The sequence below is a fragment of the Aquimarina litoralis genome, from assembly GCF_039523995.1.
Lineage (GTDB): Bacteria > Bacteroidota > Bacteroidia > Flavobacteriales > Flavobacteriaceae > Aquimarina > Aquimarina litoralis.
The window spans coordinates 209,987-225,134 of the sequence record NZ_BAAAGE010000001.1 but is presented as its reverse complement, the minus strand read 5'-3'; the positions used below and the strand labels follow the sequence as shown (position 1 = coordinate 225,134).

Genomic DNA, 15,148 nt, shown 5'->3' with positions numbered 1-15,148 from the left:
TGAATCCTTTATATATTCAAAATATCTTAAGCTTCAGGGTTTAATACCTTTACTCTTAATTTAAATATTTTATTACCAGTTTTGTTAATTTCGTTACCTATTTTTTTGTAGTTCAATCTAGATTTTACGTAGTATTCGATAGCTTCTTTTTCGGAATCAATAGATAGGATTACGATTTCTCCTTTTCCGTTTACTATAAACTCAATATTAGCTTTGATTTCATCAGTATCCAACTGGATCTGTGGTTTCTCTAATAGAAGTGCGATTTCACTTCTTAATTTTTGTTCGTTCGTTTCTTCAGTGTTTTTGTCGTTTGCAAAGATCTGAGTAGATGCTAAAATTGCGACTGCTAATACAACTAATTTTTTCATTTTTTACGTGTTTTTGATTTGAGTTTTAAGATATTGTTTGTTTAAATTTTACATGACAAATGTAGATCCGAAAAACAGCTTTTTTTAAGTTTAAATTTTAATATAATGTATTGTTAGCTTTACCATTATGTAAAAATTAGTAGGTTTTAACATAAATTCAACTTTGAATAAAAAGTACTTTTTATATGTTTACTTTAGAAGTATGAAAGAGGATAAGATTTTTTGATATCAAATTCTCAGTACTGGAATGAACAAGTATGCGAATAGTTTAATTTTTGGATGTTTTCTAATGTTAACTTAATGTTATGTGAAGGTTTAACCGTAAAGCTAGTTTTGTTGTTTAACTAATTGAAATTCAATTTTTTAAATGTTAATAATTCGTTAACTACTTTGCGATACTTTTAGAATTATAGGAAAAACTTGAGGTATACGAGATAAAATAAATATGCTACATGAATGATCAATTACTAACTGTTGCTTTAGCACAAATATCACCAGTTTGGCTGGATAAAAATGCTACTATAAAAAAAATAGAAAATTCAATTACCGAAGCAGCTGCTAAAAAAGCGGAGCTTATCGTATTTGGCGAAACATTATTACCAGGGTATCCATTCTGGGTTTCGCTTACAGATGGTGCGCAGTTTGATAACAAGATCCAAAAAGAAATTCATGCGCATTATGCACAGAATGCTATAGTTATAGAGAAAGGTGATTTAGATTCTATCTGTGCATTAGCCAAAGAATATAGCTTAGCTGTTTATTTAGGGATTATTGAGCGACCTCTAGATCGTGGAGGGCATAGTTTGTATGCTTCTTTAGTTTATATTAATAGCAATGGAGAGATAAAATCGGTACATCGTAAATTACAGCCAACTTACGAAGAACGTCTAACCTGGTCTCCTGGAGATGGTAATGGATTGCGGGTACATCCGCTAAAAGCTTTTGCAGTAGGAGGATTGAATTGTTGGGAAAATTGGATGCCTTTGCCTAGAGTGGCATTATATGGTCAAGGAGAAAATTTGCACGTAGCTGTTTGGCCTGGTAGCGATTATAATACCAAAGATATTACCAGATTTATTGCACGTGAATCTAGATCTTATGTGATTTCTGTTTCTAGTTTAATGAGAAAGGAAGATTTCCCAGCGACTACACCACATTTAAACGAAATCCTTAAAAAGGCTCCAGATGTTCTCGGTAATGGAGGTTCTTGTATTGCGGGACCAGATGGAGAATGGATTTTAGAACCAGTACTCCATAAAGAAGGATTACTTATAGAAACCTTAGATTTTAATCGTGTCTTACAAGAACGTCAGAATTTTGATCCTGTAGGGCATTATTCCAGACCTGATGTTACGCAATTAAGTGTAAATAGAGAGCGCCAGAGTACCGTTTGGATAGATGAAGATTAATTTTCATTATTTCTAAATTCGAAAGAGCTATCTTTGCAAAAAATGTAAGATATGAGTCGTGGAGACAATTCCAAAAAAGGAAGAGGAAGTGGGAAAAAAGGAGCAAAGCCTAAAAGAAATTCGTATACAAAAGGTAATACCGCTGTAAGGAATAAAAGTAATGGGCCAAAAAAGATGTCTGATTCTGAAGAAATTAGATTAAATAAGTTTGTTGCTAATTCTGGTGTTTGTTCTAGAAGAGACGCGGATCTATATATTCAAACCGGTAGTGTTTGGGTAAATGGGAAGCCAGTTACAGAAATGGGATATAAGGTAAAGCTTACGGATGAAGTTAAGTTTGATGGTAGACTCATTACTCCCGAAAAAAAGGAATATGTCTTGCTTAATAAACCGAAAGGTTTTGTAACCTCTACAAGTCCTGAAAAAACTAGAACCGTTATGGATTTGGTCGCAAATGCTTCCAAAACCAGACTAAAACCTGTAGGACGATTAGAACGAAATACTACTGGGTTGTTACTTTTTACAAATGATGTGGATCTAGAAAAAAAACTTACCCATCATAAAACAGGAGTTCGTAAGATCTTTCATGTAGAATTAGATCGTAATCTAAAATTTGAAGATTTTCAGAAAATAGAAAAGGGGATTAAACTGCAGGAAGGTTTTATCCAGATAGATGAAATCTCATATATCGAAGGAGCTTCTAAAAATGAAATAGGAATACAGTTAATGTCTTCTAAAAATGGAATCGTGACCAAAATATTCGAACATCTTAATTATGGTGTAGTCAAATTAGATCGAGTGATTTTTGCGGGATTGACCAAAAAAGACCTTCCTAGAGGTCATTGGAGAATACTTACAGAACAAGAAGTAATTAATTTAAGGATGATGTAATTAGTTTTTTATTTTTGTGGGGTTATTTTTATGAAAATATATTCCACTCTTAATATAGGAGACTTTCACACCAATTATTGCGAAGATTTTTTAATAGTCGAGAACGTTAGTACCAACAGATTCATAGTAGCTGTTATGGATGGTTGTACTATGAGCAAAGAATCTGTTTTTGCCTCTATGCTGATTGGTAAGACCCTTAGAAATATAGCTAAAGAAGAATTTTACAAAGAATTTTTGAATAAAAATTCCAAAGAATTAGCAGTCCTATTACAAGAAATTCTAGAAAAGCTTTTCCAACAACTAAAAATCACTAAAAATAGTCTAGGACTAGAAACAGAAGAATTGTTATCTACTCTAATAATAGGTGTAATAGATAAGGATACATCAAATGCAGAGTTTTTGTCTGTTGGTGATGGATTGATTCATTATGATGACATTTCAGTAGAATACGAACAAAATGATAAGCCTGATTATTTAGGGTATCATTTAGGTGAAGATTTTGATACTTGGTATCAATCCCAAGAACAAAGATTATCAATTACAGATTTTAGGGATTTATCGATTTCTACAGATGGAATTTATTCCTTTAAAAATTTTAAAAATCCAAATCAACAAAAGAAAGAACAGGAGATTATAGCGTTTCTATTACGTGATCAGCAAGGAAAAAATTACGACAATTTTCTAGAAAAGAAAATCCGTGATTTAGAACTGGAATACAATCAGGTACTAACCGATGATATTGCTATTATCAGAATAATTCGGGAATAGTAGTTTAATACCTAGCCAATAACTCCTTGAGTTCGTCGTAATACTGTTTAGAAAAATAAATACCATTGTGCCCAGCACCTTTAATAAGGGAGAGATCAATTTTATTAGGATATAACTCTTGTAATCTTTTAGAGTGCTCTTCGGGTTTTATTAAAAAATCTCTAGCGCCATGAAATATGTGAATAGGGCATTTTACGTTTTCTAAGAATTTATATGAAGGAATTTCATAATTGATTAGAGATTGAGGTACGGGAGCTACATTTGCTATAAATTCATTCCATGCGTAATATGGGGCTTCAAGAATAAGGAGCTTTGGGTTGTTTTCAGATGCAGTATACGAAGCAAATCCCGTTCCTAATGAGAAGCCTAAAATAATAATATCTTCTTCTTTGTATCGAGTTAACGCATAATCATACACTTTTTGGGCGTCGTTATACAATTCAGATTCCTCTTCATAAAAACTATCACTCTTCCCATAACCTCTGTAATCTACAAACAATACATCAAATTTATTTTCTGTATATAGATATGCCCGTTCTCCCCATTCATGGATGGCTCCGGCATTTCCGTGAAAATATAAAATCAATCCTTTACTTACAGAGTCTGTTTTAAACAACAACGCATTGAGCGTTACATCATCCTCAACAGCAATACTAATTTCTTCAAAAGCTTGATCGAAAGAATATGAGTAATCTTTTGCTAAAACTTTTGGGTTAAAAAAGAAACGTTCTTGTTTAACATATAAGAAAATATACCCACAAAGAATTAATATGGAAATAAATGCAATGATTCGTAATAATCTTCTTCCTATTTTTTTGAAATTGACGCTCAATTTGATCATTTATTTTTTTAATAGATATAAATCAGAAGTTTGTTCCACAAAGAGCATAAAACCATCATCTTGATTGTGAAGTTGAACTCCTGATATTCCTAGAATATTTAAAATTTCACCTTGTCGTACAGAATCAAAATTAATGAAATATACTTCATCGTACCGATGATCTATTTCAAATGTACCGTTATCTATTTCTACGGAGTCCCTTAACAAGGTATACTCATTTTTAGAAAATGTAATTTGAAATTCACAATTCAATCTACTTTCATTGTTTTCGCAATAATGTTTGCTTGTTACATATTTGCAAAAATTCCAGTTATCTTCTAAAGATGCTCTAATAGCCTCCGTATCTTGAGAAAAGAGAAAGCTAGTAAGCATCAAGAATGACAATATTGTTACTTTTTTATATCTATTAAAAATCAACTATAGATGGATTTTAATGAAACTCTTGAAGTGTTTTTAAGTACTTCAAAAATAAAAATACCAAATACAGTAATATATTCTAAAGCAACAAACCATAAATTTTCTTTAAAATCAGGATCTATATAAGCAGTATAGCTACAAATAATAATAAATGACCACCAAATTGGGAATTTGTATTTTGTGAATACACATAAAATCAAAGGCACTGCTATATACCAAGGATGGACTGTAGTTGATAAAAAATAATAGCTACAGATCGCAATCATCATTACAGTAATTAACTGAACTAATTCTTTATTTTTTCTAAAAAAAGTAAGTAATAAAAGAATTGTTATAGTAACTAATGGTAGGATTTTTCCAACGGTACCGATGATATTCCATCCAATAGTTTCATATCCTATCCATCTTATAACGTAATAAATACTCGCATTAAATTCGAAATTTTGGAACCATAAGCCGATCGTTTTGCTAAAATTTGAAATAAATTCAGAAGATAAGAAAGGAGCAAAAAGGAGTATGGTTGTTATCATTACGATACTATAAAAACCTACTAATTTCAAAAACCTTTGAGTTATGGTTAATCCATCTTGTCCAACGATGAAATTTTGGAAAAATAATGGTAAAAATAGTAAAGGGATCAGTTTTACTGATACAGAAAGAGCTAAAGCAATTGCAGCCCAATACCAATATCCTTTTTGTAATAAATATAAGGACCATACAATAAAGAAAATCATTACCGCTTCGAAATGAAGGTTTCCGGTAAGTTCAATAATGATAAATGGGTTTAATAAATACCAAAAGATATTTTTTTCTGGAATAGCTAATCTCTGTAATAGTTTACGACCCACAAAGAAAGTTCCGACATCAGAAAGAATAATCAACAAGCGTAATACAATAGCCGAACCCCAAATATTACTAGAGCCAAATATTGCAGCGATTAGATAGCAAAACTGACTTACTGGAGGATAATTGGTAAAATGACTACCATTTAAAGTTCCCATACCATTATATAACTCTTGCGCCTGAGCTATTGGTGGATTACCCTGTGAAATCCAATTTTCGGGTAATGATAAGTATGGATTAAACCCTTCTAATAACATTCTTCCATCCCAAATAAATCGATAAAAATCTTGAGAGAGATTTGGGATAGCAAACAAAAAAAGGATTCTAAATACTAATGCTAATCCCGCTAAAAATTTGATGTTATTTGGGTTAATTTTAATAATTTTATAAGTAAACAAGAATAATCCCGCCCAAAGACCAAACATTTTTATAAAGTCTGTACGTTCTAATTGATAAGCAAAACTCCAATAAAATAGGAAACAAGCAGTTGCATATAAAATAGAAAACTTATGGTATTTCCATAGCTGTAAAATCATTACAGTTTAGAGGTAACAGATTTAAAGAATACAAATCCAAAACCAAGAAATAGCATGATATGAAATAGGAATAATCCAAAGTCCTGTAGTTTGAATGCACTGTATAAAGCAAAAGCGAAATAGCACATTAATAAGGCTTCAATAATCGTGTTACCAGAGATATTCTTATTGATATACTTGTTTCCTTTCCAAGAATCTTTTAAAGAATTAATGTTGAATTTTGGAGTTCTTACAAATTCACTCTTCTTTCCGAAATGACCTTCTAGAACAGCCATAGAGTTATGAACGGAGAATCCCATAGCAATAGAGAAGAACGTAAAAAACATCTTTACATATTCTATGAAGTTCCAAAAACCTCCGTTATGAATCTTTTTGAACGTATGCCAATAACAAAAGAAGAATATAACTGTACTCAATGCAAAGAAGGCGATTACATTAAAATACCAACTAAACATAGGATTACTATTTTTAATATACATTACAGGCACACTAAGTACTGCTACCAATAATACTAATAAAAACATACTACTATTTAGCAAATGAAAGAAACTATGAAATTTAGTTTTAAAAGGTACTGTCTTGTCTTTTAATAATTTCCAATATAGTTTTTGGAAATTTTCTGCCGCTCCTTTATTCCATCTAAATTGTTGAGAACGTGCCGCGCTAATAACCACTGGTAATTCCGCAGGAGTTTCTACATCTTCCAAATATTTAAACTTCCATTTTTTTAATTGAGCTCTGTAACTTAAGTCGAGATCTTCGGTAAGTGTATCTCCTTGCCAGTTTCCTGAATCTTCAATACACGTTTTTCTCCATACTCCGGCAGTTCCGTTAAAATTGATGAAATGGTGTTTAAAATTACGTCCTACTTGTTCCATCGTAAAATGAAAATCTAGAGCAAAAGCTTGTATTTTGGTAAGGATAGAATAATCTCTATTAATATGTCCCCATCGTGTCTGTACTACACCAATATTGTCATCTTTGAAATAAGGAATTGTTTGAAGTAACCATTTACTTCCTGGAAGGAAATCGGCATCAAAAATAGCAACGAACTCCCCTTTGGCAATTTTAAGTCCTTCTTTTAGAGCACCAGCTTTAAAACCAGTTCTATCTTCTCTACGAATATGTTGAATGTCTAATCCGGTTTTTTGTAATTTTTCGATATGAGCTGCAGTCGTATGAACCGATTCGTCTGTGGAGTCGTCTAATACCTGTATTTCTAATTTGTCCTTTGGATATTCTAATAAAGAGATATTATCCAACAAACGCTCCATTACATATAATTCGTTGTAAACAGGAAGTTGAACCGTTACGTAAGGTGTTTCATCTTTTTTAGAAAGATCAAAAGTAGGTGACTTATCATCTAATTTACGCGATTTGAGATAGTTGAAAAGTAAGTTCAACTGAGCCAAACTGTATAAGAAAATGATAAGTAGTGCTAACGTGTAAATAACGATGATTGTAATATCCATTACGCAAAGCTATATTTAAAAATCCAACTTAAAATCTTAACGCCTGCAAAGATAGCACCTTTTATGGTTCCTGAAACTTTTGAGACACCTATTCTCTTTTTGTACCTAACAGGAACTTCTGTATAAGAAAACTGTTTTTTTATTGCTTTTAACTGCATTTCCACAGTCCATCCATAGGTTTTGTCTTGCATATTTAATTCTAGAAGTTTGTCATATTTGATAGCTCTAAAAGGTCCTAGATCTGTAAATTTTGCTCCAAAAAATAACCTCATTAAGCTGGTTGCTAACCAATTTCCAAAAATCTGAGGAATGGTCATGGATCCAGACTCTCTTAATTTTTTATCTCTAGCACCTATAACCATGTCTATATCTTGATGTACTATAGGATCAATAATTTTTAGTAGTTCTTCTGGATAATCGCTGTAATCTCCATCTAAGAACACAATAATTTCAGGAGCAGTTTTTTGAGAAGCGATATGTGATAGACCTTTGAGACAAGCGTAACCATATCCCATTCTTTCTTCTCTTAAGACCGTTGCCCCAGCTTTTTTAGCCACAGCTTCTGTGTTATCAGTGGAGTTATTACTTACAACAATAATTTCAGAAACAACTTCGGGAATTTCACTAATTACGTGGCCTATAGAATCTTCTTCGTTGAAGGCTGGTATGATTACTTTAATTAAAGGATTCATTTATAAAGAAGCATTGGGATTGTCTTTTCTAAAGCTAGAAACATCTGTCCATTCTCCAATCTTTTGATTTTCAATGTATTTTTCAGCTTTAAAGAGCTTGTTATTCTTGTATAAGAGACAATACCCATTTTTTTTGTTATTTCGATATTGGTACTTTCTTGTAACCTTATCTTTTTTATTATTGGTGGCAATATCGTAAATAATCCACCATTTTTCGGCTTTATTGTTTATAAAGTGTCCTTCTTTTATTAGTTTCTTGTCAGAAGAATAGAAATACCAGTATCCTTCTTTTTGATTATTTCTGAAATGTCCCTTCTCGGAAATATTTCCATTAGGATAATAAGTATACCAATAAGCAGTTTTTTGATCTTGTACTCTCCAGCCTTCTGCTTTTAGAGCACCGTTTTCATAAAATTCTCTATGATATTCTTTTTTGGCAGGTATTTGAAACGAAAAAAGAAATATCGTAACAGTTAAGTATGTCAGGTATTTCATCATTATAAGCGTTGGTTAGGGGCTTAGACGAAAACCTAAAGCTATACCTACAAAATATTTTTAAAAAATAAGAAGAGCTTAATTTTTGTAAGTAAAAAACTTACTTTAATTCACATTTTTTTAAGAAAAAAATGTATTTTATCGATGATTTCGGTATATTTGTCGATCAATTAAAATGCGCATTTACATTGTGTTAATGAAGTTTTAGCGGAAATTTATGAAGTGGAATTTATCAAGATTAATAAATACAAAGAAATATGACAGGATATTAGCACCTTTCTTTTTTGTTATATTACCTGGTACAGCACTACATGGATATATGGAATATCTAAATACTGGGGTAAGCCAGTATTTTTTTAGAGATGTAATTAATGTGCTTATCTTGATCATGGGAATTGTTTTGTTGAACTTCTCTTTGATTAGTAAAAAGCAATTAATAGTTATTTCTCTTTATACAATAAGATTAGCTATTGATTACACATTTATAATTGCTTATTTTGATCCTAATTTTGCATTTGAATATAATTTTATTCACGTGCAGATGATTTTTGCTACGGTAATATTTGCTGCAGGAACGCTGATTCACTCCAAACATCTTTTCGTATTAAATACAATTAATATTATATTCATAGTTGTATGTGCGCTAACCTATGGTGTCGATTATTCAATTTGGAGATTTGTCTTTTGTGGAGTACTGGTATCAGGAGGTGGTTTTATTGCTTATGCTGGTAAGAAATTCGTTCAATCACTTTTCAAAAAAATAAAAGCTGCTAATATTTTGATAGAACGGCAAAATGCCGAATTAAAGAAAATGAATGCTTCAAAAGATCAGTTGTTTAGAATTATTGGACATGATCTTAAAACACCTTTTCATCAATTAAATCTACTGGTAGAATTGATTACAGAAAGTAAGGATGAAAATGAACGCCAGCAATATGCCAATTTAATCAAAGAATCCGCTACCAAGGGAAGTGAGCTTTTAGAAGACTTATTAGACTGGGGAAAACAGAATATGGATACCGCCCAAGTTAGTTTAGAAGAAACTTCTATTGCCAAGGTAGTAGATAAAACTTTTGAGTTTTTTAAAGTTAAAAGTGGTGTCAAAGAAATTAAGCTAATTAATGAATTACCCGAAAATATAAAGCTTAAAATTAGTCCATCTATGATGGAAACGGTTTTTAGAAATTTAATAGGTAATGCTATAAAGTTTTCTCATCCAAAATCTAAAATCATCGTTAAATGCAGTATTAAGAATAACTATGTAGATATCTCTGTAGAGGACAGAGGAGTGGGAATTAGTTCTGATCAATTAAAAATATTACTCTCAGAAGATCAAGTTATTTCTACATCAGGTACGGCGAACGAGCAAGGCACGGGTTATGGACTTGGCATTGTAAAAAAGCTTGTTGAAAAACAAATGGGGTCTTTATCTATTAATAGCGAATTAAAAAAAGGTACAAAGGTAATTCTCACTTTCCCGATGGTCGCCTAATTTCTATTTCTTTATATAAGTAATCATAGTTTAGTATCTATCAAACGCTTATTGTTTTTCATGTTATTCATTTCAATAGATTTTGTCTAATCAAAACTAGTAATACTTAGCTATATTTTAGAATAGTGTATTTTACTTTCATATTTTTTTACTTGGATGTTGTTGTAAAAAAGAGATTCTCAATTATAGATAAAATTATAAGAAAAATTAAGACACGTCTTTAATTGTATTTATTTATTGGTGTAAATGTTTGCTTAATAGTTATTTGCGTATTTTTTTAAGAGTAAATTTCTTACATTTTTATTTTTGTTTAATCGATGAAATACATATTTATTAGGATGAAATACACAATTTATTTGGTTTTTTAATATAAACACATTATATTAGTGTCGTAATATTATCACAATCATCAAGGCTTTCTAATAAAATTTAGAAGATTATGAGTGTTTCGCCCCAAAAAACCAAAAGTCTTTTCAAATTTGATAAAGTTTTATTTACGACCCTCTTTATCGTAATGCCAGGAGTAATTCTTGATGCATTAGCAGAGTATTATAACGGAGGAGTGAGTTTATATTTTTATCGTGGTGTGGTAAATCTTATTATTGTGTCCATTGCCTTGGTATTATATATTACATCTCATATCAAAAAGTCAACTTTATTAGGTACATCGGTCTACTCAGTAGTGTTATTGATGATGTCAACCATGTTCTGGGCAGTTAATGATCCAGCGTTTGCTATCGAATCTTTTTTTCTTAAAGTTGAAGTTATAGTATCATTATTACTTTTTGCGGTAGGTATGCTAGTACATTTTAGACATATCATTTCATTACTGGTTTTTAATTTCATATTTATAGGTTTTTGTGCATTCCGATATCCAGAACTTCCATTGGTTCAGCTTGCTTTTTATGCAGTTATCGTAAGTGGTGGCGGATTAATGGCCTTTTTCTGTCAACGAATTTTAGTGAAACTATCGCGAGAATTGAAAGAAGCGAACAGACTAATTAGTATAAAGAATGATAAGCTTAGAGAAATGAACCAATCTAAGGATGATCTATTTAGAATTATTGGACATGATTTAAGAACACCATTTTATCAATTAGAAGGGTTAATTGATATGGTAGATCAAGCTGAAAACGAACTGGAGAAAACTAAGATCAAAGCAATGATCAAAGAATCTGCAAGTAAAGGAAACCAATTGTTAGAGGATTTATTAGAATGGGGACATATGTACAAAGAGCAATCTCAGGTATTGCTAGAAGATAAAGAAGTGTCAACGATTGTTGATAAAGTATTTAAGTTTTCGGATATGAAACGAAAACGCAAAGAAATCAGCCTCATTAATAAGCTTCCAGAAGATTTAAAAATTACAATAAATCCTGCTATGATGGAAACTGTAATGAGAAATTTAATAGCCAATGCGATCAAATTTTCTCATAGAGGTTCCTATATCATTGTAAAGTCAGAAAAAATGGAAGGTAAGATACGAATAGCGATAGAAGATAAAGGAGTAGGTATGGATACCGACAGTTTATTTCGACTATTCACAACAGATAAAAATAATTCTACAGCAGGAACAGAAAATGAAAAAGGAACTGGATTTGGTTTGAGTATAGCTAAAAAACTTGTAGAAAAGCAGAATGGAGTTTTAGAGATCGAAAGTGAGTATAATAAAGGAACTACAATTAATCTCTATTTTCCACATACAATGAGCGCTTAATAATTAAACCAAAAAACTGATGATAAAAAAAGCTGCATTTTATAATGCAGCTTTTTTATTTCTATATCTAAAAACTACTATTTGTTATTTACGTAATTCATCAAATCAACATCATTTCCTAATAAGACATCGTTAGAGTTGATTCTGCCTTTTAAGCTATCATTTTCTAATTTCAACACTCCTCTAGGACATACTGCAGAACAAATACCACATCCAACGCAGCTAGATCTCACGATATTTTCACCTTTTTGAGCATAGGCGCGAACATCTATTCCTTGCTCGCAATATGTTGAACAGTTTCCACAAGAAATACACTGACCACCATTGGTAGTAATTCTAAACTTAGAGAAGAGACGTTGTTGAATACCCATAATTCCTGCCATTGGACATCCCATACGACACCATATTCTATTACCAAGTATTGGATAAAATCCAGTTCCAATAACACCAGAGAAAATAGATCCAATACCAAAACCATAGAAACTACGTAAACCGTCGGCAAGTCCATATTCTTTGGTGTTTAGCCCAAAAGACAAGTAACTTGCGTTAATCTTTATGTTATTAATATCTACAAAAGCTAATAAAACAAAGAAACCTAAGGTGATAATTAAAGATGCTGTAGCTCCTATAAAAGCATCACTTTTTAATTGGTCACGTTTCCAATATGCAACTGCCGCAAATACAATAACTAAGAACGCTCCGGAGGATATAAGGAAGCTGTTTTTTGTAAACCAATATTTAGTACTATCATATCCAAGATAGGTAGAGATTACAGCTGTTGTAAAAATTACAGCAAATACAAGTACTGCATTAATCAACCAGCGTTCAATTTTCCAAGCTTTAACACTTTTATCAGATAACTGACGGAAGGCATCACCTGCAGTTTCTGCTAATCCACCACAACCACATACCCAAGAACAATACCACCTTTTTCCATATTTATAAGTAAGCCAAGGAGAGATTACAAAAACCATTAGTACAGCAAGTATTAAAAAGAACAGTCCAATCGTTTGTGCGTTAATAAACTGATCTACTCTCCATTGATCAAAGGCATAATAATTTAATGGCCACATTAATTTTATATCATTATAAGGCAATGAAAAATCATCTGAATTTAAACGTGCCATTAATTCTGGGATCACGAATGCAAATGCTGTTTGAAAAAACATTACACTAACTGTGCGTAATTGCTCGTAGCGATTATGTTTGTATTTCATCATAAATTTGATACCAAATGCAATGATCGCAACAGTATATAAAGTACCATATACAAACCATTCGCTCGCTTTTTCGTTCTTTAGGGCATAACTTAAGGGATCAAATAATCCAATCAATCCGGTATTAGCTCCATCGGCGCCTTGTCCAAGACCTAAAAGCTCTGCATAAAAATATAACACGATATAAAAACCGGTTAAGAATACTCCTGCAATCCAAGCCAGAACACCACGAGAAGACATGGATTTAAACCATACTCCATCATTCTTTATTCCTTCCAGTTTTTTATCGTAAGCTCCTTTTGAAAAAACAATAATACCAGTGGTTAGTGCTACTAAGGATACCGTTAACCATAATGCTTGATTTGGGAGGTTAACATTAAAAGTTGCTAATAATAGGATTAAAAGTCCAGACATTCCGATAAGAACACCTATCTTTTGTATTGTATTTAGGCTTTTAGGTGGTTGTCCTGTTAAAGCCATATTTCTTTCTACTGCCATGATTTATGCGTTTACGGTTTGTTGCTTCTGAAAAGCGTTTAAAATATCTTTTTCGAAATGTTTGTAAAATTCAGGGTCAAAATTCGCTTCAGGAAGATGCTCCATCACATAATCCACATCTCGCTTTTCTGTTAGCCATCGATCGAATACTTCATGGCGCATACGAATTCCAAAAGTGTTAATTCCTAAAAACTCTCTCGTTTCTTTATGATAAGACACAGTTACACATTTGGTATCACTTTCATGTATCCAATGAAATTGTGCTTCATATTCTTTGGGTCTACCAAATACCCATCCATAAGTTTGATATTCGATATCTAAAAATTTTGCACTATTAAACCAATATCCTGGTTTGTATTCTAACTTGTTTCCACATATGGTTTGCGCCACAGTTTCGCCCATCATTCTGCCGGTATACCATACAGCTTCGATAGGTCTTCTATTTCCAATTGCTTCATGCTGTTCTGCGCAATCACCTATAGCGTATACATTTGGAATGCTAGTTTCCAAAAAACGATTCACTTTTACACCTCTCCCTATTTCTATACCAGAATCTTTCAGAAAATCTACGTTTGGAGATACTCCAGCCGTTAAACCAACAACATTGCACTCAATTTCCTCACCAGTTTCTTGTATTACAATGGATTTTACTTTTCCATGATCATCAGCCTTAATTTCTTTCAGATTTACGCCTAAACGAAGATCAATATGATGATTTTTGATATGTCTATTAATCATTCCACTCTCTCCTGCAGGAAGCACACCATTCCAAAAACTATCTTCTCTAACTAAGAACGTTACTGGAATACCTCTAGAATGTAGCATTTCCGCTAATTCAATTCCGATAAGTCCACCACCAACAATAACAGCTCTTTTACAAACAGTTTTATTAGGAGCATATTTTTCCAGGTTTTCTAAGTCTTGTTTATGATACATCCCCATAACTCCATCTAGGTCCTGACCAGGCCATCCAAATTTATTTGGTTTAGATCCCGTAGCTATGATGAGCTTATCATATTGCAGATTCTCTCCGTTTTCGAAGATTAATTGACTTTTTTCATGATCTACTTTAGAAACATATCCTTTCTTTAGTTCTATTCTGTTTTTCTCCCAAAACCAGTTTTCGTAGGGTTGTGTATGTTCAAATTTCATGTGTCCCATGTATATATACATAAGAGCTGTACGGGAGAAAAAATAATCAGTCTCGCCAGAGATCAGGGTAATCTTTTTATCAGACATTTTCCGGATGTGTCTTGCAGCTGTCACACCAGAAATTCCGTTGCCGATTATTGCAATATGTTCCATAGAGTTTTATGTTAGTTGATTTTAATTCTAGTTCTTAAAATGAAGCTTCTGTGCGTAAGTCGTATATAAATATAAGAACTTAAACAGCTTCAATAATTTAGAATTAATCTAAAAAGCTGAGGTTTTGTAAGTTTTCTTTTTGAATTCGAACGGCATTTACCTTATAAAACACAAGTGTACTTTC

The 15,148-nt window shown here is 32.0% G+C and carries 14 protein-coding genes; 5 read left to right on the top strand and 9 right to left on the bottom strand.

Annotated elements, in window-relative coordinates; all coding sequences use genetic code 11:
• Positions 1–26: 26 nt before the first annotated feature.
• Positions 27–371 (bottom strand): hypothetical protein, encoded by a 345-nt coding sequence (locus tag ABD077_RS00775; protein WP_299605580.1) that lies wholly within the window; start codon positions 369–371, stop codon positions 27–29.
• A 452-nt stretch (positions 372–823) separates the two neighbouring features.
• Here ABD077_RS00775 and ABD077_RS00770 point away from each other — a divergent pair, with 452 nt between their 5' ends.
• The 3 genes from ABD077_RS00770 to ABD077_RS00760 are packed head-to-tail and all read left to right on the top strand — an operon-like array spanning position 824 to position 3,439.
• On the top strand, positions 824–1,780 hold the full coding sequence (locus ABD077_RS00770) for a carbon-nitrogen hydrolase family protein (protein WP_343909537.1): 957 nt from the start codon (positions 824–826) through the stop codon (positions 1,778–1,780).
• A gap of 51 nt (positions 1,781–1,831) precedes the next feature.
• Positions 1,832–2,671 (top strand): pseudouridine synthase, encoded by an 840-nt coding sequence (locus ABD077_RS00765; protein WP_343909535.1) that lies wholly within the window; start codon positions 1,832–1,834, stop codon positions 2,669–2,671.
• 30 nt (positions 2,672–2,701) lie between these two features.
• Positions 2,702–3,439: a protein phosphatase 2C domain-containing protein gene (locus ABD077_RS00760; RefSeq protein WP_343909533.1), complete on the top strand. Its 738-nt coding sequence runs from the start codon at positions 2,702–2,704 to the stop codon at positions 3,437–3,439.
• A 4-nt stretch (positions 3,440–3,443) separates the two neighbouring features.
• Here ABD077_RS00760 and ABD077_RS00755 read toward each other — a convergent pair whose 3' ends face one another.
• The 6 genes from ABD077_RS00755 to ABD077_RS00730 are packed head-to-tail and all read right to left on the bottom strand — an operon-like array spanning position 3,444 to position 8,738.
• Positions 3,444–4,280: an alpha/beta hydrolase gene (locus ABD077_RS00755; RefSeq protein ID WP_343909531.1), complete on the bottom strand. Its 837-nt coding sequence runs from the start codon at positions 4,278–4,280 to the stop codon at positions 3,444–3,446.
• Positions 4,281–4,652: a hypothetical protein gene (locus ABD077_RS00750; RefSeq protein WP_343909530.1), complete on the bottom strand. Its 372-nt coding sequence runs from the start codon at positions 4,650–4,652 to the stop codon at positions 4,281–4,283.
• 41 nt (positions 4,653–4,693) lie between these two features.
• Positions 4,694–6,076, bottom strand: coding sequence for an MptA/MptB family glycosyltransferase (locus ABD077_RS00745; protein WP_343909528.1), 1,383 nt, complete (start codon positions 6,074–6,076; stop codon positions 4,694–4,696).
• Entirely contained in the window at positions 6,076–7,548 is a 1,473-nt protein-coding gene (locus tag ABD077_RS00740) for a cellulose synthase family protein (protein ID WP_343909526.1), read from the bottom strand. Before ABD077_RS00740 ends, ABD077_RS00745 begins: the two co-directional genes overlap by 1 nt.
• On the bottom strand, positions 7,548–8,240 hold the full coding sequence (locus ABD077_RS00735; RefSeq protein WP_343909524.1) for a glycosyltransferase family 2 protein: 693 nt from the start codon (positions 8,238–8,240) through the stop codon (positions 7,548–7,550). Before ABD077_RS00735 ends, ABD077_RS00740 begins: the two co-directional genes overlap by 1 nt.
• Positions 8,241–8,738 (bottom strand): toxin-antitoxin system YwqK family antitoxin, encoded by a 498-nt coding sequence (locus ABD077_RS00730; RefSeq protein ID WP_343909522.1) that lies wholly within the window; start codon positions 8,736–8,738, stop codon positions 8,241–8,243.
• A gap of 214 nt (positions 8,739–8,952) precedes the next feature.
• On the opposite strand from ABD077_RS00730, the gene ABD077_RS00725 reads away from it, so the two are divergent.
• Together ABD077_RS00725 and ABD077_RS00720 are read left to right on the top strand one after the other, a co-directional pair.
• Positions 8,953–10,227 (top strand): sensor histidine kinase, encoded by a 1,275-nt coding sequence (locus ABD077_RS00725; RefSeq protein ID WP_343909520.1) that lies wholly within the window; start codon positions 8,953–8,955, stop codon positions 10,225–10,227.
• A 439-nt stretch (positions 10,228–10,666) separates the two neighbouring features.
• Positions 10,667–11,944, top strand: a complete 1,278-nt coding sequence (locus ABD077_RS00720; protein ID WP_343909518.1) for a sensor histidine kinase — start codon at positions 10,667–10,669, stop codon at positions 11,942–11,944.
• Positions 11,945–12,021: 77 nt separating this feature from the next.
• On the opposite strand, the gene ABD077_RS00715 is transcribed toward ABD077_RS00720, so the two are convergent.
• The gene (locus tag ABD077_RS00715) at positions 12,022–13,659 is read right to left on the bottom strand and encodes a 4Fe-4S binding protein (RefSeq protein WP_343909516.1); all 1,638 of its coding nucleotides are present in this window, start codon (positions 13,657–13,659) and stop codon (positions 12,022–12,024) included.
• Positions 13,660–13,662: 3 nt separating this feature from the next.
• Positions 13,663–14,964, bottom strand: coding sequence for an NAD(P)/FAD-dependent oxidoreductase (locus ABD077_RS00710; protein WP_343909514.1), 1,302 nt, complete (start codon positions 14,962–14,964; stop codon positions 13,663–13,665).
• Positions 14,965–15,148: the final 184 nt, after the last annotated feature.

Excerpts from the sequence above, each read along its gene's own strand:
- ABD077_RS00775 (WP_299605580.1), bottom strand. The coding sequence starts at position 371 with ATGAAAAAATTAGTTGTATTAGCAGTCGCAATTTTAGCATCTACTCAG.
- ABD077_RS00770 (WP_343909537.1), top strand. The coding sequence starts at position 824 with ATGAATGATCAATTACTAACTGTTGCTTTAGCACAAATATCACCAGTT.
- ABD077_RS00765 (WP_343909535.1), top strand. The coding sequence starts at position 1,832 with ATGAGTCGTGGAGACAATTCCAAAAAAGGAAGAGGAAGTGGGAAAAAA.
- ABD077_RS00760 (WP_343909533.1), top strand. The coding sequence starts at position 2,702 with ATGAAAATATATTCCACTCTTAATATAGGAGACTTTCACACCAATTAT.
- ABD077_RS00755 (WP_343909531.1), bottom strand. The coding sequence starts at position 4,280 with ATGATCAAATTGAGCGTCAATTTCAAAAAAATAGGAAGAAGATTATTA.
- ABD077_RS00750 (WP_343909530.1), bottom strand. The coding sequence starts at position 4,652 with ATGCTTACTAGCTTTCTCTTTTCTCAAGATACGGAGGCTATTAGAGCA.
- ABD077_RS00745 (WP_343909528.1), bottom strand. The coding sequence starts at position 6,076 with ATGATTTTACAGCTATGGAAATACCATAAGTTTTCTATTTTATATGCA.
- ABD077_RS00740 (WP_343909526.1), bottom strand. The coding sequence starts at position 7,548 with ATGGATATTACAATCATCGTTATTTACACGTTAGCACTACTTATCATT.
- ABD077_RS00735 (WP_343909524.1), bottom strand. The coding sequence starts at position 8,240 with ATGAATCCTTTAATTAAAGTAATCATACCAGCCTTCAACGAAGAAGAT.
- ABD077_RS00730 (WP_343909522.1), bottom strand. The coding sequence starts at position 8,738 with ATGATGAAATACCTGACATACTTAACTGTTACGATATTTCTTTTTTCG.
- ABD077_RS00725 (WP_343909520.1), top strand. The coding sequence starts at position 8,953 with ATGAAGTGGAATTTATCAAGATTAATAAATACAAAGAAATATGACAGG.
- ABD077_RS00720 (WP_343909518.1), top strand. The coding sequence starts at position 10,667 with ATGAGTGTTTCGCCCCAAAAAACCAAAAGTCTTTTCAAATTTGATAAA.
- ABD077_RS00715 (WP_343909516.1), bottom strand. The coding sequence starts at position 13,659 with ATGGCAGTAGAAAGAAATATGGCTTTAACAGGACAACCACCTAAAAGC.
- ABD077_RS00710 (WP_343909514.1), bottom strand. The coding sequence starts at position 14,964 with ATGGAACATATTGCAATAATCGGCAACGGAATTTCTGGTGTGACAGCT.